Source organism: Burkholderia sp. GbtcB21 (assembly GCF_019091065.1).
In the GTDB taxonomy this organism is placed as follows: Bacteria; Pseudomonadota; Gammaproteobacteria; order Burkholderiales; family Burkholderiaceae; genus Burkholderia; species Burkholderia pyrrocinia_C.
In genome coordinates, this window is sequence record NZ_JAGXKA010000001.1 from 559,675 (window position 1) to 582,305 (window position 22,631).

17 protein-coding genes and 1 pseudogene are annotated in these 22,631 nt (G+C 67.8%); 12 read left to right on the forward strand and 6 right to left on the reverse strand.

What is annotated here, in order from left to right:
* Positions 1–10 precede the first annotated feature (10 nt).
* The gene (locus tag KVT39_RS02415; RefSeq protein ID WP_217587661.1) at positions 11–610 is read right to left on the reverse strand and encodes a LysE family transporter; all 600 of its coding nucleotides are present in this window, start codon (positions 608–610) and stop codon (positions 11–13) included.
* A 95-nt stretch (positions 611–705) separates the two neighbouring features.
* Between KVT39_RS02415 and KVT39_RS02420 the strand changes: the two genes are divergently transcribed.
* Positions 706–1,581, forward strand: a complete 876-nt coding sequence (locus tag KVT39_RS02420; RefSeq protein ID WP_217587662.1) for a LysR substrate-binding domain-containing protein — start codon at positions 706–708, stop codon at positions 1,579–1,581.
* A gap of 12 nt (positions 1,582–1,593) precedes the next feature.
* Here the strand turns inward: KVT39_RS02420 and KVT39_RS02425 are convergent, their stop codons facing one another.
* The gene (locus KVT39_RS02425; protein WP_217587663.1) at positions 1,594–3,312 is read right to left on the reverse strand and encodes a SulP family inorganic anion transporter; all 1,719 of its coding nucleotides are present in this window, start codon (positions 3,310–3,312) and stop codon (positions 1,594–1,596) included.
* Between the two features lie 501 nt (positions 3,313–3,813).
* On the opposite strand from KVT39_RS02425, the gene KVT39_RS02430 reads away from it, so the two are divergent.
* The gene (locus tag KVT39_RS02430; RefSeq protein ID WP_217587666.1) at positions 3,814–5,055 is read left to right on the forward strand and encodes a mechanosensitive ion channel family protein; all 1,242 of its coding nucleotides are present in this window, start codon (positions 3,814–3,816) and stop codon (positions 5,053–5,055) included.
* Between the two features lie 55 nt (positions 5,056–5,110).
* Here the strand turns inward: KVT39_RS02430 and KVT39_RS02435 are convergent, their stop codons facing one another.
* Positions 5,111–6,532, reverse strand: coding sequence for a PLP-dependent aminotransferase family protein (locus KVT39_RS02435; protein WP_034180266.1), 1,422 nt, complete (start codon positions 6,530–6,532; stop codon positions 5,111–5,113).
* A gap of 155 nt (positions 6,533–6,687) precedes the next feature.
* Between KVT39_RS02435 and KVT39_RS02440 the strand changes: the two genes are divergently transcribed.
* Both KVT39_RS02440 and KVT39_RS02445 read left to right on the forward strand, forming a co-directional pair.
* The gene (locus tag KVT39_RS02440; protein WP_034180267.1) at positions 6,688–9,012 is read left to right on the forward strand and encodes an FdhF/YdeP family oxidoreductase; all 2,325 of its coding nucleotides are present in this window, start codon (positions 6,688–6,690) and stop codon (positions 9,010–9,012) included.
* A 12-nt stretch (positions 9,013–9,024) separates the two neighbouring features.
* Complete coding sequence (locus KVT39_RS02445; protein WP_034180268.1) at positions 9,025–9,945, forward strand: bestrophin family protein; 921 nt, start codon at positions 9,025–9,027, stop codon at positions 9,943–9,945.
* A 17-nt stretch (positions 9,946–9,962) separates the two neighbouring features.
* On the opposite strand, the gene KVT39_RS02450 is transcribed toward KVT39_RS02445, so the two are convergent.
* Positions 9,963–12,011 (reverse strand): FUSC family protein, encoded by a 2,049-nt coding sequence (locus KVT39_RS02450; protein WP_034180269.1) that lies wholly within the window; start codon positions 12,009–12,011, stop codon positions 9,963–9,965.
* A 146-nt stretch (positions 12,012–12,157) separates the two neighbouring features.
* Here KVT39_RS02450 and KVT39_RS02455 point away from each other — a divergent pair, with 146 nt between their 5' ends.
* From KVT39_RS02455 to KVT39_RS02480, 6 genes and pseudogenes are all read left to right on the forward strand, one after another.
* Entirely contained in the window at positions 12,158–13,060 is a 903-nt protein-coding gene (locus KVT39_RS02455; protein ID WP_217587668.1) for a LysR family transcriptional regulator, read from the forward strand.
* Between the two features lie 365 nt (positions 13,061–13,425).
* Positions 13,426–14,985: a DHA2 family efflux MFS transporter permease subunit gene (locus tag KVT39_RS02460; protein WP_217587669.1), complete on the forward strand. Its 1,560-nt coding sequence runs from the start codon at positions 13,426–13,428 to the stop codon at positions 14,983–14,985.
* A gap of 191 nt (positions 14,986–15,176) precedes the next feature.
* A pseudogene (locus tag KVT39_RS02465) lies at positions 15,177–15,413 on the forward strand (hypothetical protein); the annotation flags it as partial.
* Between the two features lie 248 nt (positions 15,414–15,661).
* Positions 15,662–15,994 carry a sugar ABC transporter ATPase gene (locus KVT39_RS02470; RefSeq protein WP_034180272.1) on the forward strand — a complete coding sequence of 111 codons (333 nt, stop codon included), beginning with the start codon at positions 15,662–15,664 and terminating at the stop codon, positions 15,992–15,994.
* A gap of 131 nt (positions 15,995–16,125) precedes the next feature.
* On the forward strand, positions 16,126–17,715 hold the full coding sequence (locus tag KVT39_RS02475; RefSeq protein ID WP_217587670.1) for an ABC transporter substrate-binding protein: 1,590 nt from the start codon (positions 16,126–16,128) through the stop codon (positions 17,713–17,715).
* An 18-nt stretch (positions 17,716–17,733) separates the two neighbouring features.
* Positions 17,734–18,030 carry a hypothetical protein gene (locus KVT39_RS02480; RefSeq protein WP_034180274.1) on the forward strand — a complete coding sequence of 99 codons (297 nt, stop codon included), beginning with the start codon at positions 17,734–17,736 and terminating at the stop codon, positions 18,028–18,030.
* Here KVT39_RS02480 and KVT39_RS02485 read toward each other — a convergent pair.
* Together KVT39_RS02485 and KVT39_RS02490 are read right to left on the reverse strand one after the other, a co-directional pair.
* Positions 17,934–19,241 carry an Nramp family divalent metal transporter gene (locus KVT39_RS02485; protein ID WP_217587674.1) on the reverse strand — a complete coding sequence of 436 codons (1,308 nt, stop codon included), beginning with the start codon at positions 19,239–19,241 and terminating at the stop codon, positions 17,934–17,936. The genes KVT39_RS02480 and KVT39_RS02485 overlap by 97 nt on opposite strands.
* Before the next feature lie 96 nt (positions 19,242–19,337).
* Complete coding sequence (locus KVT39_RS02490; protein WP_034180276.1) at positions 19,338–20,594, reverse strand: oxalate decarboxylase family bicupin; 1,257 nt, start codon at positions 20,592–20,594, stop codon at positions 19,338–19,340.
* A gap of 521 nt (positions 20,595–21,115) precedes the next feature.
* Here KVT39_RS02490 and sapR point away from each other — a divergent pair.
* Together sapR and ddpX are read left to right on the forward strand one after the other, a co-directional pair.
* Complete coding sequence (gene sapR, locus KVT39_RS02495; RefSeq protein ID WP_217587675.1) at positions 21,116–21,991, forward strand: sap1 transcriptional regulator SapR; 876 nt, start codon at positions 21,116–21,118, stop codon at positions 21,989–21,991.
* A 27-nt stretch (positions 21,992–22,018) separates the two neighbouring features.
* A complete protein-coding gene (ddpX, locus tag KVT39_RS02500) occupies positions 22,019–22,582 on the forward strand; it encodes a D-alanyl-D-alanine dipeptidase (RefSeq protein ID WP_217587676.1) in 564 nt (187 codons plus the stop codon).
* The last annotated feature ends 49 nt before the right edge of the window (positions 22,583–22,631 follow it).

Consider the following 22,631-nt stretch of genomic DNA (forward strand, 5'->3'; position numbering starts at 1 on the left):
GGCTTCCCGGCTACGGCAGCCACATCGGCACGATCGACACCACGAGCAGCACGCCCAACCCGACATTCAGGCAGCGCCACTGCCGCTCCGTGCGCAACACGCGCGCGAACAGCAGCCCGGCGAAACACCACAGCGACAGCGACGCCATCGCGGCCACGCCGAACGCCAGCCCGAGCAATACGCCGAGCCGTGCCGGCCCGGACGCGAGCGCGGCGAACGACGCGGCCGCGCCGAGCGTCATCGCCCAGCCCTTCGGGTTGTGCCAGAGCATCCAGACGCCGCTGACGAACCCCTGTGGCCGGTGGACGGCGGCATCCAGCCGCGGCTTGCCGCCGCGCCCGATGCGCACGGCCAGCCACACGAGATACAACGAGCCGGCCGCCTTCATCGCGAGCTGCAATGCGGGCAGCGCAAGCAACACGCTGCCGAGCCCGGCCGCGGCGGCTGCCGCCATCGACGCCAGGCCGGCCGCGATGCCGGCCATCAGCGGCAGCGACCGCCGATAGCCGAAATGGGCACCCGATGCGGTTGCGAGCGTCGTCGCGCCGCCCGGCGTCACGGTGGACACGATCACGAACAGCATCAGCGGCAGGTAGTCGCGAAGCAGCACGGAGGCTCCCGGTTGTCGTCGTCGAAGCTCCGTTTTACCTGCGATCTACCCATTACGAAAGCGAAAGCTTTTTATGCCTGCCATTAGCATTCATAATGCGACGCATGACACGCAATCTCGACATCGCGCTGCTGCGCGCCTTCGTCACGGTCGCCGATCATCGCAGCATGACGGCGGCCAGCCACGCGCTGCACCTGACGCAAGGCGCGGTCAGCCAGCAGGTCGCGCGGCTCGAAACGCTGTCCGGCCCGCTGTTCGTCCGCGAGCATCGCAACCTGCTGCTCACCGCGGCCGGCGAGCGGCTGCTCGAACAGGCGCGCCGGCTGCTCGCCGTGCACGATGCGCTGCTGACCGACCTGACGGCCGGCGCGGTCGAAGGCGCCGTTCGCGTCGGCGCACCGCAGGATCTCGTCGGCACCTGTCTCGCGCCGATCCTGAAAGGCTATGCGCAAGCGCATCCGCAGGTCGCGCTCTCGCTCGTGTGCGCGGCATCGCCGGAACTGCGCCGGGGGCTCACGCAGGGCGATCTCGACGTCGCGCTGATCGAGGCGCCGGTCGGGCCGTCGCGCGGCGAATGCATCGCGGTCGACCGGCTGGTCTGGGTCGGCGCGAAAGGCGGCACCGCGCATCGGAACATGCCGCTGCCGGTGTCGATGGTCGCGCCGGCCTGCGCGTTCCGCCCGACCGTGCTCGACGCGCTGCGCGGCAGCGATCGCGCATGGCGCACCGTGTTCGAGAACGGCAGCTTCGACGCGACGGCCGCGACCGTGCGCTCCGATCTCGCGGTGACCGTGTGGCTCGCGTCCACCGTGCCGGCCGACCTCGACATCCTGCCCGCCGGCAGCGGCCTGCCCGCGCTGCCGAACTTCGCGATCAACCTTCATCTGCCGCGCGGCCAGCGCACGCCGGCCGCGACGGAACTGACCCGCCACCTGCGCAACGGCTTCGCGCGCTTCCGCACGGCCGCCTAGCGCCGGTTCACGCTACACGGTGCCCGGCTCCTGCGGCGACGGTGTCGTGCCCGCCGCCTCCAGCGCCTGATGCAGCGTCGCGAAGATGCACGACGCGCCGACGACCTCGGTGATCCGGTGACGATCCATGTCCGCGCGCAGATAGCGGCTGACGCGCCCGAACAGCACGCCGATCCCGCGCGCGTGCAGCGTCTCGACCAGATCGGTTACGGTGCGCGCGGCCGAATAGTCGAGATCGGTGATCGCGCCCGCGTCGACGACGAACCAGCGCGGCAGCACCGGCGCCGCATCGACGAGTTCGGTCACCTCGGCAGCGAACAGATGGTCGTTCGCGAAGAACAGGCCGGAGCCGAACCGGTAGACGATCAGCCCCGGCGCCGTCATCGCGCCGGGCCGCGTCGGCACCGGCTGCCACCGTCCGTTGCCTTCGACCGGTTCGAGCACCATCGTGTGCGGCTGGTAGCTGTGGCGCACGTGCCGCATCAGCGACAACGCGACGGCCAGCAGGATGCCCTGCTCGACGCCGACCGTCACGACGGCCACGGCCGTCACCAGCGCGAGCGTGAATTCGCCGGGGCTTTCGTTGCGGATCGCCGCGAGGCTGCGCACGTTGATCAGCCCGAGCGCGATCGTAAACACGATGCCGGCCAGCACCGCATGCGGCAGATACTGCAGGGTCGTGCCGAGGAACAGCAGCACGACGGCCACAACGGCGGCGAACGCAAGATGCCCGATCTGGCTGCGCACGCCCGCGCCATCGGCCATCGCCGTCTGTGTCGGGCTGCCGTTGACGACGAACGCGCCGCCGACCGCGGCGGCCGCATTCGCGGCCGCGAGCCCGAGGATGTCGGCGTTGGTGTCGACGTCCTCGCCGTACTGCTGCGCGAACACGCGCGCGGCGGCCGCGCTCTGCGCGATGATCATCACGAAGCACGACGCGGCGACCGGCACGAGATCGAGGAACTGCTGCCACGTGACGGACGGCCAGCGCAGCGGCGGCAGCCCGCCCGCGACGGGCCCGAGCACCGCGATGCCGTGCGCGGCGAAGCCGAACGCATGGCTCGCGGCGATGCTGCCCGCGACCGCGATCATCGGCACCGGCACGCGCGGCAGGAACCGCTTGCACACGAGAATCGCGACGACCACGAGTGCCGCGAGCGCGAAGGTCGGCCGGTTCGCGTCGACGAGATGCGTGACGACATAGGCGAATTGCGCGAGGCTGCGCGATGCCGGGTACGGCACGGCCAGGCCGAGCATGTCGCCGAGCATCGCGATCGACACCTGCACGCCGACGCCGGCGAGAAAGCCGACCAGCACCGTGCGCGACAGGAAATCGGCGAGAAAGCCGAGCTTGAAGATGCGCGCGAGCAGCAGCATCGCGGCGGTCAGCAGCGCGACCATGCCGGCCAGCGCCGCATAGTCGGCGCTGCCGGCCGGCGCCATCTTCGCAAGCCGGCTCGCGAAGATCGTCGCGGTCGCGGAATCGGCGGCGACCACCAGATGGCGCGACGCACCGAAGCACGCGAACGCGATGAGCGGCAGGAACACCGTGTAAAGGCCCGTGACGGCAGGCATGCCGGCGATGCGCGCGTAACCGAGCACCTGCGGGATGTCCATCGACGCGAGCGAAATGCCCGCGAATACATCGCGGATGGCCCCCGCGCGGCGGATCGGCAGGATGCCTTTCAGCAACCGCACGCGTGACGGAGGGTTTTCGCTGGAATCTTGCATGCGTGAAATGCGTGATGACGAAGTAACGGGGTGACGCGGTTCGCGAAGTCGTTCGCGCATCGTGCCTCGGGCAGGCATCGCATGGCAAGTGCGCGAAGCTGCCGCGTATCGCTCACCGTAGGCGGATCGGCCGCACGCAACGGCGAGCGACGCACCGGCAGCGCATGCGACGCCCGCATGATTGCATGGATCGCCGGTCCGGTGCTGTCACCCGCGAGGGCCCGCCGCAAAGGCTTCGAGTCGACTGCGGGCATACGCGCGACGCATCCGGTAACCGGTGCGCACACCGGCTTGCGGTGATGCGGATTCGCCTTTCACCCTCACCCGATTACAGAGGATACCTGCGCAATGGTGAGAAGGTTCGGGAGCCGCGCGACGCGCGTCAGACTCATGCGCCCGGAACCCGATGGCACAATCACGGTCCCTTTCATGTGCCCTTCACCGGGCGCGCGTCGCGTCGCGGCGCCGATTCAACGCACAAGAAGGCCCCTGTCTGCCCCTATGACCCTGAACGAATCCTGGTTTTCGCCGCTCGTCGGCCTCCTCGTCCTGCTCGCCGCCGCCGGCGCAATCACCGCGGCCGTCCATTTCCTGCTGTTTCGCGTGGTCGCGCGGCTCGCGCGGCTGTCGGCCACGCGCGTCGACGACGCGCTGTTCGAGTTCGGCGCGTTCAGGTGGCTGAACCGCATCGTCCCGTTCGTCGTGATCAAGCTCGGCCTCGGCGCGGTGCCCGGCATTCCCGATAAAGCCGCGCAAGTCGCCGACAAGGTGCTGTTCGCGCTGATCGTGTTCCTCGTGACGATGACCATCAGCGCGACGCTGTCCGCGCTCGAACACACGCACCGCACGCACCATCGCGACCAGCCGCGCCTGTCGCTGAAAGGCGCGATGCAGCTCGTCAAGCTCGTGATGTTCATCACGGCCGCGCTGGTCGTGATCGGCGATGCGACCGGCAAGCAGATCGGCCTGCTGCTGTCCGGCATCGGCGCGATGTCCGCGGTGCTGATGCTGATCTTCAAGGACACGCTGCTCGGCCTCGTCGCGGGCGTGCAGCTGTCGTCGAACGACATGCTGCGGATCGGCGACTGGATCACGATGCCGTCGGCCGGCGCGGACGGCACGGTCATCGACATCACGCTGAACACCGTGAAGGTCGCGAACTTCGATCACACGATCATCACGGTGCCGACGTGGAAACTGATCACCGAGAGCTACCAGAACTGGCGCGGGATGACCGAGGCGGGCGGCCGCCGCATCAAGCGCGCGCTGTTCGTCGACGCGACGAGCGTGCGCTTTCTCTCCAGCGACGAGATCGAGCGGCTCGAACGCCTGACGCTGCTGAAGGACTATCTCGAGGACAAGGTCGACGCGATCGAGCAATGGAACGGTACGCTCGGCGCGGCGGGCGATTGCCCGGCAAACCGCCGCCAGCTGACGAATCTCGGCACGTTCCGCGCGTATGTCGCGAACTACCTGAAGGGCCATCCGCGGATCCGCCGCGACATGACGTGCATGGCGCGGCAGTTGCCGCTCACGGCCGAAGGCATTCCGCTCGAACTGTACTGCTTCACCGATACGACGTCGTGGGTCGACTACGAGACCATCCAGTCCGACCTGTTCGATCACCTGATCGCGGTGCTGCCGGAGTTCGGGCTGCGCGTGTACCAGCACCCGTCGGGCTTCGACATGCGGCAGATGGCCGGCGCCGTGCAAGCCGGGCTGCAAGCGCCGCACGCGGGTTGAACCATGCCACGGCGGCCGGCCACCGGCCGCCGCCTGCCACCCGGCATTGCGCCGTTCACCTCGCCGCGCACTCCGATGCGAGCCGCCCCAGCACCTTCAGCGCTTCCTCGATCTGCCGCGACCACGGATAGCTGTAGTTGAGCCGGATGAAATGCCGGTAATCGGTGCCCGCAGAAAACATGTGCCCGGGCCCAACGGTGATCCGCTGCGCGAGCGCGAGCGTGTAGAGCTTCATCGCATCGACCTGCGGCGGCAGCTCGACCCACAGCACATACCCGCCCTGCGGCTGCGACAGCCGCGTGCCTTCCGGAAAGAACCGCCGCACCATCGCGCTCATCAGGCTTGCCTGCTGCGCGTACTGCTTGCGCATGCGCCGCAGGTGGAAATCGTAGCCGTCATGTTTCAGGTACTCGGCGATCGCCAGTTGCTCGATCGCGGGCGTCGCGAGCGTGTTCAGGAATTTCAGCTTTTCGACCTGGTCGCGGTAGCGGCCCGGCATCGCCCAGCCGATCCGGTAGCGCGGCGACAGGCTTTTCGTGAACGACGCGCAATGCAGCACGAGCCCGTTGCGGTCGAACGATTTCAGTGCGCTCGGCGTCGTGTCACCGAAGTGCAGCTCGTGATAGACGTCGTTCTCGATCGCCGGCACGCCGTGCTTCGCCAGCAGCTCGACGAGCGCGCGCTTGCGCGCGTCGGGCATCTGGAAGCCGAGCGGATTCTGGAAATTCGGCATCACCATGCACGCGGCGATGCGCTCGCGCTCGAGGATCCGTTCGAGCGCGTCGAGATCGATGCCGTCGACCGGATGCGTCGCGACTTCGAGCGCGCGCATGCCCATCCGCTCGATCGCGTGCAGCATTGCGTAGAACGTCGGCGACTCGACGGCGATCGTGTCGCCCGGCTTCGCGACGGCCTGCAGGCACAGGTTGATCGCCTCGGTCGCGCCGATCGTCATCACGATCTCGCCCGGCTCGACCGCGATTCCGCGCTCCGCGTAGCGCCGCGCGATCTGGCGGATCAGTTCCTGGTTGCCGGGCGGCAGGTCGTCGATCACGCCCCAGCGCGTGCGGCGGCGCCCGATCGCCTGCGCATAGCGCGCGAGGCGCTGCACCGGGAACTGCGATGCATCGGGATACGGCGAACCGAGCGGCACCGCGTCGTCGCGCGCGATCGAGCGCAGCGTCGACAGCACGAGCCGGCTCACGTCCACCGCCGACGGCTCGGCGGCCGGCGCCGACATGTGCAGCTCGGCCTCGGCCGGTGCCGCCGCGCGCGCCCGCACGAAATAGCCCGACTGCGGCCGGCTTTCGATCAGGCCGCGGCTTTCCAGCACGAGGTACGCGCGCAGCACGGTCGTGACGCTGAGCTGCTGCTGCCGGCTCGCCTGCCGCACCGACGGAATCCGCTCGCCGGGCCGATACACGCCGCGCTCGATCTGCGCCTGGAGATCGTCGGCCAGTTGTTCGTAACGCTTCACGCGCCTCCCTTTCAACTTCCCTTCAACAACACAGTTGCGATCCGCACTGTCTGAATGGCCGAAACTGTACTCTTTTTTGAAGTGAACAGGTGTACACACAGCCGCACGGGTGCCGCGCGTACTCTGCACCCATCGACCCCGACACCTGCTGCACCATGAAAAAGAAATCCGCCACCGCGCGCATCGAACCGTACACCCACCCGGCCGCCGGCTGGGGCGCGCTGAAAGCCGTCACGATCAACCTGATCAAGGAAAAGGTCGCCGGCGGCAACTACCGCACGCTGCTGCGCCAGAACCAGCCGGACGGCTTCGACTGCCCCGGCTGCGCGTGGCCCGACCGCCAGCACGCATCGACGTTCGAATTCTGCGAGAACGGCGTGAAGGCAGTGGCCGCCGAAGCGACGAGCAAGCGCGTGACGCCCGAATTCTTCGCCGCGCATACCGTCACCGAGCTGCTCGAACAGTCGGATTTCGAACTCGAACAGCACGGCCGGCTCACCGACCCGATGGTGTACGACGCGCAGACCGACCGCTACGTGCCGATCGCGTGGGACGACGCGTTCGCACTGATCGCGCGCCACCTGCGCGCACTGCCCGACCCGAACCAGGCCGCGTTCTACACGTCCGGCCGCGCGAGCAACGAAGCAGCGTTCCTGTACCAGCTGCTCGTGCGGCGGTACGGCACGAACAACTTTCCCGACTGCTCGAACATGTGCCACGAGGCGACGAGCCGCGGGCTGCCCGCGTCGGTCGGCGTCGGCAAGGGCACCGTCACGCTCGACGATTTCGAGCACGCGGACACGCTGCTGATCTTCGGCCAGAACCCCGCGACCAACCATCCGCGGATGATGGGCGAACTGCGCGAGTGCGCGAAGCGCGGCGCGACGATCGTGTCGATCAATCCGTTGAAGGAACGCGGCCTCGAACGCTTCGCCGATCCGCAAAGCCCGCTCGAGATGCTGACGATGTCGGGCACAAAGATCGCATCGACGTTCGTCCAGCCGACGATCGGCGGCGATTTCGCGCTGATCAAGGGGATGGCGAAACGCGTGCTCGAACTCGACGACGCCGCGCGCGCCACCGGTGCGCCGCGCGTGCTCGACACCGCGTTCATCGGCGAGCACACGGCCGGCTTCGACGCGTTCGCCGACGATCTGCGCAACGAAAGCTGGTCCGCGCTGACGGCCGAAAGCGGCGTGCCGTACGAGCAGATCGACGGCCTTGCACAGCTCTATGCGCGCAGCGAGCGCGTGATCGCGACGTGGGGCATGGGCATCACGCAGCACAAGCATTCGGTCGCCACCGTGCAGATGCTGACGAACCTGATGCTGATGCGCGGCAACATCGGCCGCCCCGGCGCCGGCCTGTGCCCGGTGCGCGGCCACTCGAACGTGCAGGGCAACCGCACGGTCGGCATCGAGGAAAAGCCGTCACAGGCGTTCCTCGACCGGCTCGGCCACGTGTTCGATTTCGAACCGCCGCGCCACCACGGCTACGACGTCGTCGAGACGATCGAGGGGATGCTCGAAGGCCGCGTGAAGGTGCTGATCGGCCTCGGCGGCAACTTCGCGATGGCGACGCCCGACACACCGCGCACGTGGGAAGGCATGCGCCGCTGCGACCTGTCGGTGCACATCACGACGAAACTGAACCGCAGCCACCTGATCCACGGCCGCGACGCGCTGATCCTGCCGACGCTCGGCCGCACCGAGATCGACCTGCAGGACAACGTCGCGCAAGGCGTGACGGTCGAGGATTCGATGAGCATGGTCCACGTGTCGTACGGGATGAACAAGCCGGCGTCGCCGAACCTGATGTCGGAGCCCGCGATCGTCGCGCATATGGGCCACGCGCTGTTCGGCAGCGGCAAGATCGACTGGCTCGCGTACAAGGACGATTACGCGAAGATCCGCGACGCGATCGAGGCGACGCTCGACGACTTCTACGACTACAACACGCGCATCGCGCGGCCGGGCGGCTTCCACCTGCGCGTCGCATCGCGCGACCGCGAATGGCTCACGCCGACGGCCAAGGCGAACTTCATCGCGCACGCGCTGCCGACCGACACGCCGATCCAGCGCGCCCGCGCGTTGCACGGCGAACGCCTGATGACGCTGATGACGACGCGCTCGCACGACCAGTACAACACGACCGTCTACGGGCTCGACGATCGCTATCGCGGCGTGTTCGGCCAGCGCCGCGTGGTGTTCGCCAACCGCGACGATCTCGCGATGCTCGGCCTGAAGGCCGGCGAATGGGTCGACATGGAAACCGTGTGGCACGACGGCATCGAGCGGCGTGCGGACGGCTTCCTGCTCGTAGAGTACGACATCCCGCGCGGCTGCATCGGCGCGTACTACCCGGAAACCAACCCGCTCGTGCCGCTCGACAGCGTCGGCGACGTGTGCAACACGCCGACGTCGAAGTCGGTGCCCGTGCTGCTGCATCGCGCGGCCGCGCCGGCATCGACCGCCGCCTGACGGAGCCCGACGATGATCGTTCGTCCGCGCGAGCACTGGCTGCGGATGCTGCTCGTCTGGAACGGCTCGGTGCTGCCGACCATCCTGCCGCAGCTCGTGCTGACGCTCGCGATCAGCCTCGTCGCGGTGTGGGGCGGCGGCCGCGTGCTCGGCGAGAAAGTGCCGCTGAACCCGACGCCGTTCACGCTGATCGGCCTGACGCTCGCCATCTTCGCCGGGTTTCGCAACAACGCGAGCTACGACCGCTACCGCGAGGCGCGGCAACTGTGGGGCGGCGTGCTGACCGCCACGCGCACGCTGGTGTCGCAGGCGCTCTGCTACGGCGCGGTCGATAAGGATGACGATGCGCGGCGCGCGTTCGTGCGGACGGTCGTCGCGTTCGTCTATGCGCTCAAGCATCAACTGCGCGGCACCGATCCGGCCGCGGACCTGCGCGCGCTGCTCGACAGCGGCACCTATGCGCACGTCGCCGCCGCGCGGTTCCGCCCGATCGCGATCGTGCACGGGCTGCGCGAAGCGTTCGCCGCGCGCGCCGATGCGGGCCGCCTCGCCGACACGCGCCTGTGGATGCTCGACGCGCGCCTCGACGAGCTCGTCGCGATGGTGAGCGGCTGCGAGCGCATCGCGTCGACGCCGATCCCGTTTTCGTACGACGTGCTGCTGCACCGGACCATCTATGCGTACTGCGTGCTGCTGCCGTTCGGCCTGGTCGACTCGATCGGTGCGGCGACGCCGTTCGTCACCGTGTTCGTCGCGTATACGCTGATCGCGCTCGATGCGATCGCGCATGCGATCGCCGAGCCGTTCGGCGACGGGCCGAACCATCTCGCACTCGATGCGATCACGCGGCAGATCGAACGTACGCTGCTCGAGCTGAACCGCGAGCCGCTGCCGGCGGAAGTGACGCCCGGCCGGTCCTATCGGCTCACCTGACCCACCGCCCGCGCCGCTCAGCCGTGGCGCGCGCGCAGGAAGCCGCCGTGCGCGGCAGCTGCATCGGCAATGCGCCGCAGCAACACGATGCCGCGCAGCAACGCGTACGTATCGTCACCGTCGCGAGCAGCCACGCGCCGCCGCAGCACGCGAGCCGCCGCGTCGCAGGTCCGGTCGAGCTGCGCGAATTCCCAGCGCGCGACCCGTCCACGCACCACGGTCGCCGCACGGCGCACGGCCGGCTCGCGCGCCGCCAGTTCGGCGAGCGACAGCAGGCTGTCGCCGATTCCCCAGATCGCCAGCAGGTCGCGCATGTCGCGCTCGATCAGCGTCTGCGGCAGGCTCCCCGCGAACCCGAGTTCGCGCGCGAGACGGTCGGCCGTGCGGCTCAACCACGTGCTCGCGGACCACGCACTCGGGTCGCGCGCAATGGCGGCCAGATCGCGGCGCACCGCGCGATGCAGGCGCCGCCGGCTGGTGCCGGGATCGCCCGGAAACACGAGCGCGAACACCAGCGCGCCGAACGCGATCCCGAGCAGCGTCGAGACGGCGTCATTCAGGAACGCGGCGTCGCCGATGCGCGCCGTATTGTCCGGCGACGTGAAATTCCAGAAGAAGATCGAAAACGCGCTGCCCATCGCGGCCGTGCGCGGATGACGCATCGCGATGCCGGTGCCGATCAGGAACACGCCGAGGATGTAGGCCAGCATCTCGAAGCCCGACACCGCGGGCAGCAGGATGAAATTGCAGACGACGCCCGCGACGGCCGCGCACGCCGAGCCCTTCAGGAAGCCGACGACTGCACGCACCGAGTTCGGGCGGGTCGAGAACAATGCGCCGACCACCGCCGTGATCGCGACGAAACCGGCGCCCGACGGCCACGCGGTGACGATCCAGAGCGCCGACGCGGCCAGCACCGCGACGAACGCGCGGATGCCGTTGTGCCAGGCGAGCACCGCATCGTGATGGAACGCATAGCGCACGCGCGTCGGCGGCGGCTCTGACCGATCGAGCCGCGCCTGGCTCGCAAACGCGTGGTCGAAGCCCGCGAGCAGCGCCGCCAGCCGGTCGAGCATCAGCAGGCGCGACGTGTCGGGGCCAGCCGACCCGGCGGCCTCCGAGCGCAGCGCGTCGTTCACGCGCGAGCGCAACGCCGCCATCTCGCGCCCCAGGTCGCCTGACGCGCCCGGCTCGCGCGATGCGGCGACGCCGTCGAGCAAGCGTGCGGCATCGTCCACCAGCGGGTCCGGCGCATCGCCGCCGCGCGCGCCATGTTCGCGAATCGCCTGCCCCGCCGCCTGCGCGGTCAGCACACCCAGCGCCGCGGCACGCAGATGGCCGATCGCGTTGCGCACCGGCGGTGCGCCGGCCGCCGCGTATTCGGCCGCCGTATCGAGTTCGAGCGCGTCCGCGAACAGCCGGTGTACCGCTGCGCCGTTCGGCTCGCGGCGCAGCGCGCCCGCGCCGACGGCAACCGCGCGATCGAGATAGCGCGCGAGCCGCGTGCGCACGTCCGTCAGCGGCGCGCCCGGCGCGAAGATCGTTTCGAACGCCGCGCCGCACAGGATGCCGATCACCACGTACAGGAAACGCGCGATCGCGATGTCGAACGCATGCAGCGGCGCGGACGCCGCGTCCATCGCGATGATCGCGGCCGTGTAACCCGCGAGCACCGCCGCATACGCACGGAAATTCCTTTGGAACGTCGCGACGCCCGCGCACAGGCCGATCCACGCGGCGAGCGCCGTCAGGAACAACTCGGGCGTCTGCGCAAATGCGCCGGTCAGCGCGAGCGCGACGGCCGCGCCGATCGCGGTGCCGAGAATCCGGTACTGGCTCTTCGACAGCCCCATCCCGCGGCTGCCCTGCGCGACGATCCACACGGTCGACGCGGCCCATTTCGGGTCGTCGAGGTTCATCCGGAATGCAATGTAGAGCGCGAGCAACGACGCGGCCGTATTGCGCAGCGCGAACGCGACGGCACCGGGCGGCAGCGTCGGACGCGCGTCGCGCAGCGCGGCCCGGACGGCCGCGAGCGGCGGCAGGCTGGGGAAAGCGAATTTCATTCGGCGAGCATACGGTCGCGCGCAGCCCGCCACTACGGGGCGCCGACAGGATGCGTTATTGCGCCGCGCAGGATAATCGGCTCGACACGAAGCGATCCGGCGCGCGACGGTAAGATGCCCACTGACCGAACACTGAAACGAGCCGTATGGACTTCGAGAGCATCCGGATATTCTTGCGCGTGGTGGAACGCGGCAACTTCACCGCCGCCGCCACGCAACTCGACATGCCGCTCAGCCGCGTGAGCCGCAAGGTCAGGCAGCTCGAGGACGATCTCGGCGTCCAGCTGCTGTACCGCACCACGCGCCGCGTGTCCGTCACCGAAGCCGGGCGCGACTACTACGAGCGTTGCCTGCGCGCCGAGGACATCCTGCTCGATGCGGACCGTCAGGTCCGCGCGCTGCGCACGGAGCCCGAAGGGACGCTGCGCGTGCTGGTGCCCTACTCGATCGGCCTGTTCGAGCTGGAGCCGGCGCTCGCCGAGTTTCACCGGCGTTACCCGCTGGTCCAGCTCGTGCTGATCTACGACAACAGCGCGCTCGACCTCGTCGAACACGGCTTCGACGTCGCGCTGCGCGCGGGCGTGCTGAACGATTCCGGCTATATCGCGCGCTCGCTCGGCTGGTCACATGCGAAGCTCGCCGCAAGCCCCGCCTATCTCGATCGCGCCGGCCGACCGCAAACGCCGCAGGATCTCGTCGAACACGACATCCTGTTCGTCGGCCGCGACACGCCTGGCCTGACGCTGCGGCTCACCAACGCGGCCGGCGACGTGGCCGACGTGCCGGTGCGGCCCGTGCTGATCTCGAACGAATCGGTCACGGTGCTGCGCCAGGCCGCGAGCGGCGGCGGCATCGCGCTGATCTCCACGCATTACACCGCGCGGCGGCTCGCGAAGAACGAACTCGAAATCGTGCTGCCCGACTGGCACCGCACCGACGACATCGAGCTTCACGTGCTCTACCCGCGGCGCGCGACGCTCGACAGCAAGGTGCGCGCGTTCGTCGAGTTCCTGACGGAAGTCTTCACCGCGTGGCGGACCGTGCCTTGACCGGCAATCGATGTGTCACATTCGGATTATTGCGGCACACGAAAGGATTTAATGAGCGCGCGAGCGTTGATCGTCGTTCGACGCATCGTTAGCCTGTGCCGATGAAAAACGACCACAGCCGCTACGGCAGCCACGTGCCAACTGCCCGCCGACGCGTCACGCGCGTCGCGCCTTCCTGACCGGCTATATCCCGCCTCCCGGAACCCGCCACGGCTTCGTCGATCCGTTTGAACGCTTGAACCGCGCGCGGTGCGTATCGGTTCCGTTCGTCCATTTCGCGGCTCGCCCGCGCTGGCACCTTGCGCGCGTGCGCAACGGTCGGCGTGCGCGCCGCGCCAGGCGCCCCTCCATCACGCAGGAACACCATGTCATCTCCGTCCTCCCCGGGCCCGTTGTCGGGCGGCCGGCTCGCGATCGGCACGATCGCGGTATCGCTCGCCATGTTCATGAACGTGCTCGACTCGTCGATCGCGAACGTCGCGATTCCGACGATTTCCGGCGATCTCGGCGTGTCGGTCGACGAAGGCACGTGGGTGATCACGATCTTCGCGGCCGCGAACGCGGTGTCGATTCCGCTGACGGGCTGGCTCACGCAGCGCTTCGGCCAGGTGCGCCTGTTCGTCACGTCGATCCTGCTGTTCGTGTTCGCGTCGTGGCTGTGCGGGATCGCACCGAACCTGCCGACGCTGCTCGCCGCGCGGATTTTGCAGGGCGCGGTCGCGGGGCCGCTCGCGCCGCTGTCGCAGGCGCTGCTGCTCGGCGCGTGGCCGCGGCAGAAATCGTCGAGCGCGCTCGCACTGTGGTCGATGACGGCGCTCGTCGGCCCGATCGCGGGGCCGTCGCTCGGCGGCTGGATCACGTACGACTACAACTGGTCGTGGATCTTCTACATCAACATCCCGGTCGGCTTCTTCGCGGCGGCGGTCACATGGATCGTGTTCCGCGATCGGGAATCGGCCACGCGCCGCATGCCGATCGACACGGTCGGCCTGCTGCTGCTCGTGCTGTGGGTCGCGTCGCTGCAGATCATGCTCGACAAGGGCAAGGACCTCGACTGGTTCAACTCGCCCGTCGTCGTCGCACTGGGCATCGTCGCGCTGATCGGCTTCGCGTTCTTCCTCGTGTGGGAGCTGACCGAGAAGAATCCGATCGTCGACCTGCGGCTCTTCACGCAGCGCAATTTCGCGGGCGGCACGATCGCGATCTCGGTGGCCTACGGGATGTTCTTCGGCACGCTGGTGCTGCTGCCGCAGTGGATGCAGGGCTATCTCGGCTACCGCGCGGTCGATTCGGGGCTCGCCACCGCGCCGCTCGGGATCTTCGCGATCCTGCTCACGCCGGTCATGGGGCGCCTGCTGCCGCGCACCGATCCGCGCTACATCGCGACGCTCGCGTTCATCGGCTTCGCGGTCGTCTTCATGATGCGCACCACGTTCTACACCGATGTCTCCCACTGGGACCTCGTGCTGCCGACGCTGCTGCAAGGCATTCCGATGGCGATGTTCTTCGTGCCGCTGACGTCGATCATCCTGTCCGGGCTGCCGCCGGAAAAGATCCCGGCCGCGGCCGGCCTGTCGAATTTCGGCCGCACGTTCTGCGGCGCGGTGGGCACGTCGCTGATCGGCAATGCGTGGAACGACCGCACGATCCTGCATCATGTGCGGCTCACCGAACAGGCGAGCGTCACCAACCCGATCTTCGCGCAGCAGGTCGGCGCGACGCGCTCGCTGCTGCACCTGAGCCCCGATTCCGCACTCGCGTTCTTCAACGCATCGGTCGATTCGCAGGCAGCCGTGATGGGGTTGAACGACATCTTCTACGTGTCGGCGATCATCTTCATCGCGATCATTCCGCTGATCTGGATCACGAAACCGTCGCGCTCGGGCGGCGGCGATGCCGATGCGGCGGCGGCCGGCGCGCATTGATTCGCGGCGGCCGGGCCCCGCGCCGCAAACCGCAGACGTAATAAAGACTTGCAATCGATACAGGCCGACACGTCAACAACCGGTGCCCGCTCCGCGTTTTCTCATCAAGCGCCCACGATTCGGACGCGCAACGACAGGAGAAAACACCGTGCGAGCCCTTCGCGATCGGCGCCACGCCGTGCCAGCACGCGCATCCGCGCCGCGAAGAGGTCAACCGGCGTCTCGCAAACCAGAATCGCCGCATCCATCACGAAGTGAAGGAAGGCGAGATGTCGCACGCACAGGCCGCGCGCCTGCACCGTGACGACCGCAAGATCCGCCGGGAAGAGCGGGACATGGCCGCGCAGGATCACGGCCACATTACGAAGAGCGAACAGCGCGTGCTGAACCGGCAGGAAAATGCGGTCAGCAACAAGATCGGCCAGTAAGCGACCACAACAAGCGCCCAAGCGCCATCGCCTGAAACGCCCGCTGCCGCCGTGCGGCAGCGGGTGCTTGTCGTATCGAATCGTTTCAACGTGCCATCCGCGTCAAATGCCGCGGGTATACTCCGTCGTCAGCCGCTCGCCGTATCGACCGTCAAAAACGGCCCGATTCCGGGCGGTTTCGTCGCGAAGCTTCGCGTTTCGCCTCCCCCGCGCCCCAGCCTCGACACGAGACACTCGACGATCCGACCATGAAACGATTCCTGCTGCTCCTCCCCGCCGCCCTGCTCGCCGCCTGCGGTTCCGCCCCTTCGTCCAACTCGGCCGCATCCGGCGCAGCGCCGATGATCTACGTGTCGTCGCAACGTCCGGCCCACGCGATCGCCAACTGCCTCGACAGCCGCCTGTCGGGCACCGAGCAGTCGCAGCACAACGGCGTGACCGACATTGCCGTCGGCTCGAATGCGTACTTCGTCACGCTGACGCCGTCGGGCAACGGCTCGGTCGTCAAGGTCGTGCGCGGCTCCGGCAGCGAGCCGCCCGAGGAAGCGATGCGCTTCGCGATCGCGCGCTGCGTGATCTGATCCGACACCTGCCGGCGCCGGGCGCCCGCCCGGCCCGCTCCCGCGCGCCACCGCGCGCGCATCGAATATTTTCATCCGGGTAGCCGTCGATGAGAGAATCGCACCCACGATTCCCTTTCAACGGAGCCCGCATGAAGCACCTGCTGTCCCGGCTGTTCGTCAGCGCCGCGCTCGTCGCGCTTGTTCCGGCGCTGCCGGTGCAGGCCGCCACGCCGCCCGGCATCTTCGTCGTCGCCACGCAGCTCGGCGAATTCACGACCCTCGACCCGAGCGGGATCTACGAACTGGTGCCGTCCGAGTACGTCGCGAACACCTACGAACGCCTGGTGCGCGTCGACCTGAAGGACCCGACGCGCTTCGACGGGCAGATCGCGCAATCGTGGACGGTCGGCGCCGACGGCATGACCTACACGTTCAAGCTGCGCCCCGGCCTCGCGTTCCACTCCGGCAACCCGGTGACCGCCGACGACGTCGCGTGGTCGCTGCAGCGCACCATCCTGCTCGACAAGGGGCCGGCCGGCGTGCTCGCCGATCTCGGCCTCACGAAGGCGAACGTGACGCAGAAGGTACGCGCGATCGACCCGCAGACCGTCGTGCTCGAAACCGACCGCAAGTACGCGCCGAGCTTCGTGCTCAACGTGCTGAGCGCATGCCCGGCATCGGTGTTCGACAAGCTGCTGCTGCTGTCGCACCAGCAGGGCAACGATTTCGGCAGCGGCTGGCTCAGGACCAACGACGCGGGCTCGGGCCCGTACCAGCTCGTCAAGTGGACGCCGAACGAAAGCATCGTGCTGCAGCGTTTCGACAAATACCGCACGCCGTACCCGATGAAGCGCGTCGTGCTGCGCCACGTGCCCGAAGCGTCCGCGCAGCGGCTGCTGCTGGAGAACGGCGACGCCGACGCCGCGCGCAACCTGAGCCCCGACAGCCTCGCCGCGCTGACGAAGGCCGGCAAGATCAAGGTCGCGTCGTGGCCGGTGTCCGCGCTGCTGTACCTGAGCCTGAACACGAAGAACCCGAACCTCGCGAAGCCCGACGTGCAGCAGGCGATGAAATGGCTCGTCGACTACGACGGCATCCAGCGCAACATCGTCAGCACGACCTACAAGGTGCATGAAACCTTCCTGCCCGAGGGCTTCCTCGGCACGCTGAACGCGCGGCCGTACAAGCAGGACGTCGCGAAGGCGAAGGCGCTGCTCGCGAAGGCCGGCTTGCCGAACGGCTTCGACGTGACGATGGACATGCCGAACGACTATCCGTACCTCGAGATCGCGCAGGCGCTGCAGGCAAACTTCGCGCAGGGCGGCATCCGCGTGAAGCTGATCCCCGGCGATGCGAAGCAGGCGATCGGCAAGTACCGCGCGCGCCAGCACGACATCTTCATCGGCGAATGGTCGCCCGACTACATGGACCCGAACAGCAACGCGCGCGGCTTCGCGTGGAACCCGGACAACTCGGACCAGTCGCCGACCAAGATGCTCGCGTGGCGCAATAGCTGGGACATTCCGCAACTGACGAAGGATACCGAGGCCGCGCTCGTCGAGCCGTCGCCCGCGAAGCGCGCGCAGCGGTACGAAGCGCTGCAGAAGGCCGTGCTCGCGAACTCGCCGTTCATCATCATGTTCGAGAAGGTCGTGCAGGTCGCGACGCGCCCCGGCGCGACCGGGCCGGAAATCGGGCCGATCAACGACCTCGTGTCATACCGGACGCTCGCGAAGTAATCGCGGCCGCGGTGCGACGTGCTGGCCGACGGGCAGGCGCAGCGCAAGGGCACCGGACTGATGGCGCATTTCCGGTATCGGGTCGCGGCCGGCTCGGTCATCACGCTGCGCTCGACGAGCCTCGGCGGCCAGCAGCGCAACGCGATCTGGCGGCTGCGCGAGGCGCAGGACATGCAGCAGCAGGCGGCGGCCCGGCGGTCGCCGCGCACCGCTGCCGTTCAATTGAACGCCGCCCACACCAGATACCCATTCAGCCCGACGATCACGATCGTCGCCGCGCCGGCGACGATCCGCAACGGCATCCGCATCGCGTAGGCGCCCATCACGTCCTCGCGCGCCGACAGCATCAGCAGCGCGATCATCGGCATCGGCAGCACGAAACTCAGCACGACCTGGCTCGCCACCATCGCGCGCGTGACGTCGCAGCCAAATGCGACCACCGCGAACGCGGGTGCGATCGTCACCGCGCGCCGCCCCCATATCGACATGCGGCGGCGGATGAACCCCTGCATCACGACCTGCCCGGCCATCGTGCCGACCACCGAACTCGACACGCCCGACGTCAGCAGCGCGACGAGAAACAGCGCACCGGCCGCCGGCCCGAGCACCGGGATCAGCGTGTGATACGCGTCGCCGATGTCGGTCATGCCCGGCGCGCTCAGGTGGAACGCCGACGACGCCATCATCACCATCGCGAGATTCACGAACCCGGCCAGCCCGAGCGCGACGACGACCTCGCGGTTCGAGAAACGCACGAGCCGCCGCCGTTCCGTGTCGTCGCGCGGCGCGGCGCGATCCTGCGTCAGGCCCGAATGCAGATACAGCGTGTGCGGCATGATCGTCGCGCCGATGATCCCGACCGCGATCGTCAGCGCCGCATGATCCGGAATCTGCGGGACGACCAGGTGGAACGCGGCTGCGTGCCAGTCCTGCGGCGCGATCAGCAGTTCGCCGAGATAACACGCGCCGATCACGCCAACCAGCGCCGCGATCGCGGCTTCCAGCGGCCGGAAGCCGCGCTTCTCGAGCGCGAGGATCGCGCAGGTCGCGCACGCCGTCGCGATCATTCCCGCGAACAGCGACAGGTGGCACAACAGCCCGAATGCGAGCGCGCCGCCGAGGAATTCGGCGAGATCGGTCGCCATCGCAGCGATCTCGGACGCGGCCCACATGCCCCACACGACCGGCGCGGGGAAACGGTCGCGGCACAGCTCCGCGAGATTGCGGCCGGTCACGATGCCGAGCTTCGCCGACATCGCCTGGAACAGCATCGCGATCGCGTTCGCGGCCAGCACGACCCACAGCAGCCGGTAGCCGTACGCGGCGCCGGCCTGGATGTTGGTCGCGAAGTTGCCGGGATCCATATAGCCGATCGACGCGATCACGGCCGGGCCGACGAACGGCAGCAGCGCGGCGACACCGGTGCGGCGCCCTTCCAGCGCGGCGCGCGCCGCGTCGTCGGCGCGCTCGGGAGACAGAGCCGGCAGCGCGAAGCCGCCGGCGGATTTGCTCGTGACGGGAATCATGGTGTGTTGTATTCCGTTCGGATAAGGAAGGCTGGCCCTGAAGCGGGCACCGCGGCCGGCCTGCCGCCTGCCGGCCACGGCAGAACGACGGCGGCGTTACAGCGGCACGACGTCCGGGCGGTTGCGCGGAAACTGCGCGATCACGTCCGGCGCGAGGTTCAGGTGCGCCTCGACGAGCTTCGGCGGCGTGTGCGCGAGCCAGTCGGACAGCGACACCTCGGCGTAGCGGTCGGTCTTGAAGATCTCGAGGAACACCAGGTCGGTCTTGCCGGTGTTCTGCACGTAGTGGCCGAGGCTCTTCTTCACGTAGCCGACGTCGCCCGCGCGGAAGTCGGCCGTCTGCGCCTTCGGCCCCGTGTCGAACACGGTCATCCGGGCCTCGCCCTGCAGGTAGTACTGCCATTCGTCCGCGTTCGGATGCCAGTGCAGCTCGCGCATGCCGCCCGGATGCACGGTGACGAGCGCCGCCGCGACGGTCGTCGACACGTTGAAGTTGGTGCTGTCCGCGATCCGCACTTCGCCGCCGCGCGTCTTCCTGACCGGCTTCATGTCGCCGAGCGAGAAGATGAACGGATGCGGCGGCGCACCGGCCGACGAAGCCGACGCGCGCTGGGCTTGCGCGAGCGGGCCGGGCTCGTCGCCCTGGAAGATCCACAGGTTGTCGAGCGGAACGTTCCTGAACGCATCGGCCGGCACGCCGAAGTTCAGCGCGAGCACGTCGGGCGGCGTATGCGCGATCCAGTCGGTCAGCAGCAGCGTATTGAATTCCGACGCACGGCCGTTATCGAACGCGAGCAGGAATTCGGCGCCGTCGGTACCGAGGCCCTGCAGTGAATGCGGCAGGCCCGGCGGGAAATACCAGAGATCGCCGGTTTTCACGTCCTGCACCGACGGCCGCCCCAGTTCGTCGAGCACCGTGATCCGGCAGCGGCCGTCGAGCATGATCGCCCACTCGGCCTGCTGGTGCCAGTGCATCTCGCGAATGCCGCCGCGCGTCAGGCGCATGTTGACGCCGGAAATGGTTTCCGAAATCGCAAAATCGTCCTGCGTGACTTCGCGCGCCCATCCGCCATTTTGAATTCGTTTATGGGCATTATTGAACGACGCCCAGAATAATGGCATCCCATTGATATCGGTGGCCGGCGGATCCTGAAAAGACGGAAACTGGTTGGCGATTGCCGGATTTTTCGGACCAGGATCGGTCAGGCTCTGGCGGTTGCGCGCATTCACAGCGCCTTCCGGCGGGCTGTCCGGATTGCCGAACGAGGCGGCCTTGGCCGATACCGCGATGCCCGCGGCGGCAATGGCGCCGGCCGTACCCGCCAGCATCTTGCGTCGAGAAAGATTCGTCATGATTTCCTCTTCATTCTTGCGATTGAGCGAATTTCCATTACGGAATACTTGCCGTTTTTCTGATTATCGAAAATCGAACATCCCGTGACACAAGTTAAATCCAAATCGTCGCAAAACTTAAATGAATTATTAACCTGAATTAATGATTTAATCTGATCGACTTTAATTTTGTAATTATTGCGGTGCGGAGGGGTGCCGGGCGGCGACGGATGTCGGCGAATCGGTCAGGTCCGGTGAATACGGAAATACGACCGTGGTAGGTCGTGATGCACCGAATGGCGACGAGAGGAGATCGAGACACGCATCGACAGGCATAAACGCAAATTATTCCTCACATGCATAAACGCGAAATATGCCTGTCAGACATAAAACTCCCCTTGCACACCACCACCCCGCCGCCGAACGCGCTTTCGACCCTATCACCCATCCTCACACCATAGTTTTTATCCGCTGGCGCGAATGATTTTGGCTTTGTTAGATGGATGACATTCGATCAACAGACGACAACGATCTAACATCCAATGACCTGCGCGTTTGCCCGTACCGTCGAATCCCGCTATGCCGAGCTGACGCCGACCGCCAAGCGCATCGCGAGCTACATGCTCGCGAACCTCGACCGGCTCGGGCTCGAGACGGCCGACCAGATCGCGCAGCAGGCCGGCACGAGCGGCATCTCGGTCGGGCGCTTCCTGCGCAGCGTCGGCTACCGCAATCTCGACGACCTGAAGCGCGAACTGCGCGGCGGCGGCGATCGCCCGTGGATGATCACCGACCGGCTCGACGAATACCGCCGCGTCGCCGGCACGCAACCGGCCGAAGACAGCGGCAGCGACGGCACGCTCGCGTCGTCGCTCGAACGCGAGCTCGATGCGATCCGCCACGTGTACCGGCTCGCCGAAGGCCCCGTGTTCGCGCAGGTCGCCGATCGCATCGCGCATGCCGACGCCGTATTCATCCTCGGCATCCAGTCGACGCGCGGCATCAGCAACGCGTTCAGCAGCTACCTCGAATACCTGCGCCCGCGCGTGTTCTATTCCGACGGCCAGTCGGGTTCGTATGTCGATTCGCTGAACTCCGAATTCGAGCGGCCGTACTGCATCGTCACCGACACGCGCGCGTATTCGCGCAGCGCACGCCGCTATTGCCAGGCGGCCGCCGAGCTTGGGCAGCCGTTCGCGCTGGTCACCGATCTCTCGTGCCCGTGGGCACGCGAATGGCCGGCCGACCTGCTGCAGGTGAAGACCGACGTCGGCCAGTTCTGGGATTCGCTCGCGCCGCTCACCTGCCTGTTCAACCTGCTGATCACGGCCGTCGTCGACCGCCTCGGCCCCGCGATCGACCGGCGCGTCGCGCGCAACCGCGAACTGCAGCACACGTTCGACCAATTCGAATCCTGAGCGAGCCTGAACCAACCTGAACCGCCGATGAACGACCACCGCCTCGTCGAAATCACGCCCGCCACGCATCGCGTCGACCTCGATCTCGTCTACGCGACCGACCGCAACCTGACCGGCAAGCCGATCTACCGCCGCGCGCACTGCCTGCTGCTGGAGCCGGCCGAAGCCGCATTGCGCCGCGCGGTGGACGTCGCCGCGCAGGCCGGCTTCACGCTGCGCATCTACGACGCGTACCGGCCGCCGCAAGCGCAGCAGGTGCTGTGGGATTTCCTGCCCGATCCGAACTTCATCGCCGATCTCGGCCGCGGCTCGAATCACAGCCGCGGCACCGCGCTCGACCTGACGCTGGTCGGCGCGAACGGCGAGCCGCTCGACATGGGCACGGGCTTCGACGAGATGGTCGCCGCGTCCGGCCATTTCCACGCAGGGCTGCCCGAAGCCGTGCAACGCAACCGCCTGCTGCTGCTCGGCGTGATGCACGCGGCCGGCTTCGCGCACATCGACAGCGAATGGTGGCACTACGAACTGCCCGGCTCGCACGCGTTGCCGCAGATCGACAACGCGGCGAGCGGCCCGTGGCGCCTGATGTGATGCACGTCCCGTTATCGTTTTACGTTCACCCATTGCACGTTCACCTCAC

Coding starts and splice junctions, on each gene's coding strand:
- KVT39_RS02445 (WP_034180268.1), top strand. CDS start 9,025: ATGATCGTTCGTCCGCGCGAGCACTGGCTGCGGATGCTGCTCGTCTGG.
- KVT39_RS02490 (WP_034180276.1), bottom strand. CDS start 20,594: ATGACGAATCTTTCTCGACGCAAGATGCTGGCGGGTACGGCCGGCGCC.
- sapR (WP_217587675.1), top strand. CDS start 21,116: ATGACCTGCGCGTTTGCCCGTACCGTCGAATCCCGCTATGCCGAGCTG.
- KVT39_RS02460 (WP_217587669.1), top strand. CDS start 13,426: ATGTCATCTCCGTCCTCCCCGGGCCCGTTGTCGGGCGGCCGGCTCGCG.
- KVT39_RS02420 (WP_217587662.1), top strand. CDS start 706: ATGCGACGCATGACACGCAATCTCGACATCGCGCTGCTGCGCGCCTTC.
- KVT39_RS02440 (WP_034180267.1), top strand. CDS start 6,688: ATGAAAAAGAAATCCGCCACCGCGCGCATCGAACCGTACACCCACCCG.
- KVT39_RS02425 (WP_217587663.1), bottom strand. CDS start 3,312: ATGCAAGATTCCAGCGAAAACCCTCCGTCACGCGTGCGGTTGCTGAAA.
- KVT39_RS02485 (WP_217587674.1), bottom strand. CDS start 19,241: ATGATTCCCGTCACGAGCAAATCCGCCGGCGGCTTCGCGCTGCCGGCT.
- KVT39_RS02475 (WP_217587670.1), top strand. CDS start 16,126: ATGAAGCACCTGCTGTCCCGGCTGTTCGTCAGCGCCGCGCTCGTCGCG.
- KVT39_RS02430 (WP_217587666.1), top strand. CDS start 3,814: ATGACCCTGAACGAATCCTGGTTTTCGCCGCTCGTCGGCCTCCTCGTC.
- KVT39_RS02450 (WP_034180269.1), bottom strand. CDS start 12,011: ATGAAATTCGCTTTCCCCAGCCTGCCGCCGCTCGCGGCCGTCCGGGCC.
- ddpX (WP_217587676.1), top strand. CDS start 22,019: ATGAACGACCACCGCCTCGTCGAAATCACGCCCGCCACGCATCGCGTC.
- KVT39_RS02470 (WP_034180272.1), top strand. CDS start 15,662: ATGAAACGATTCCTGCTGCTCCTCCCCGCCGCCCTGCTCGCCGCCTGC.
- KVT39_RS02455 (WP_217587668.1), top strand. CDS start 12,158: ATGGACTTCGAGAGCATCCGGATATTCTTGCGCGTGGTGGAACGCGGC.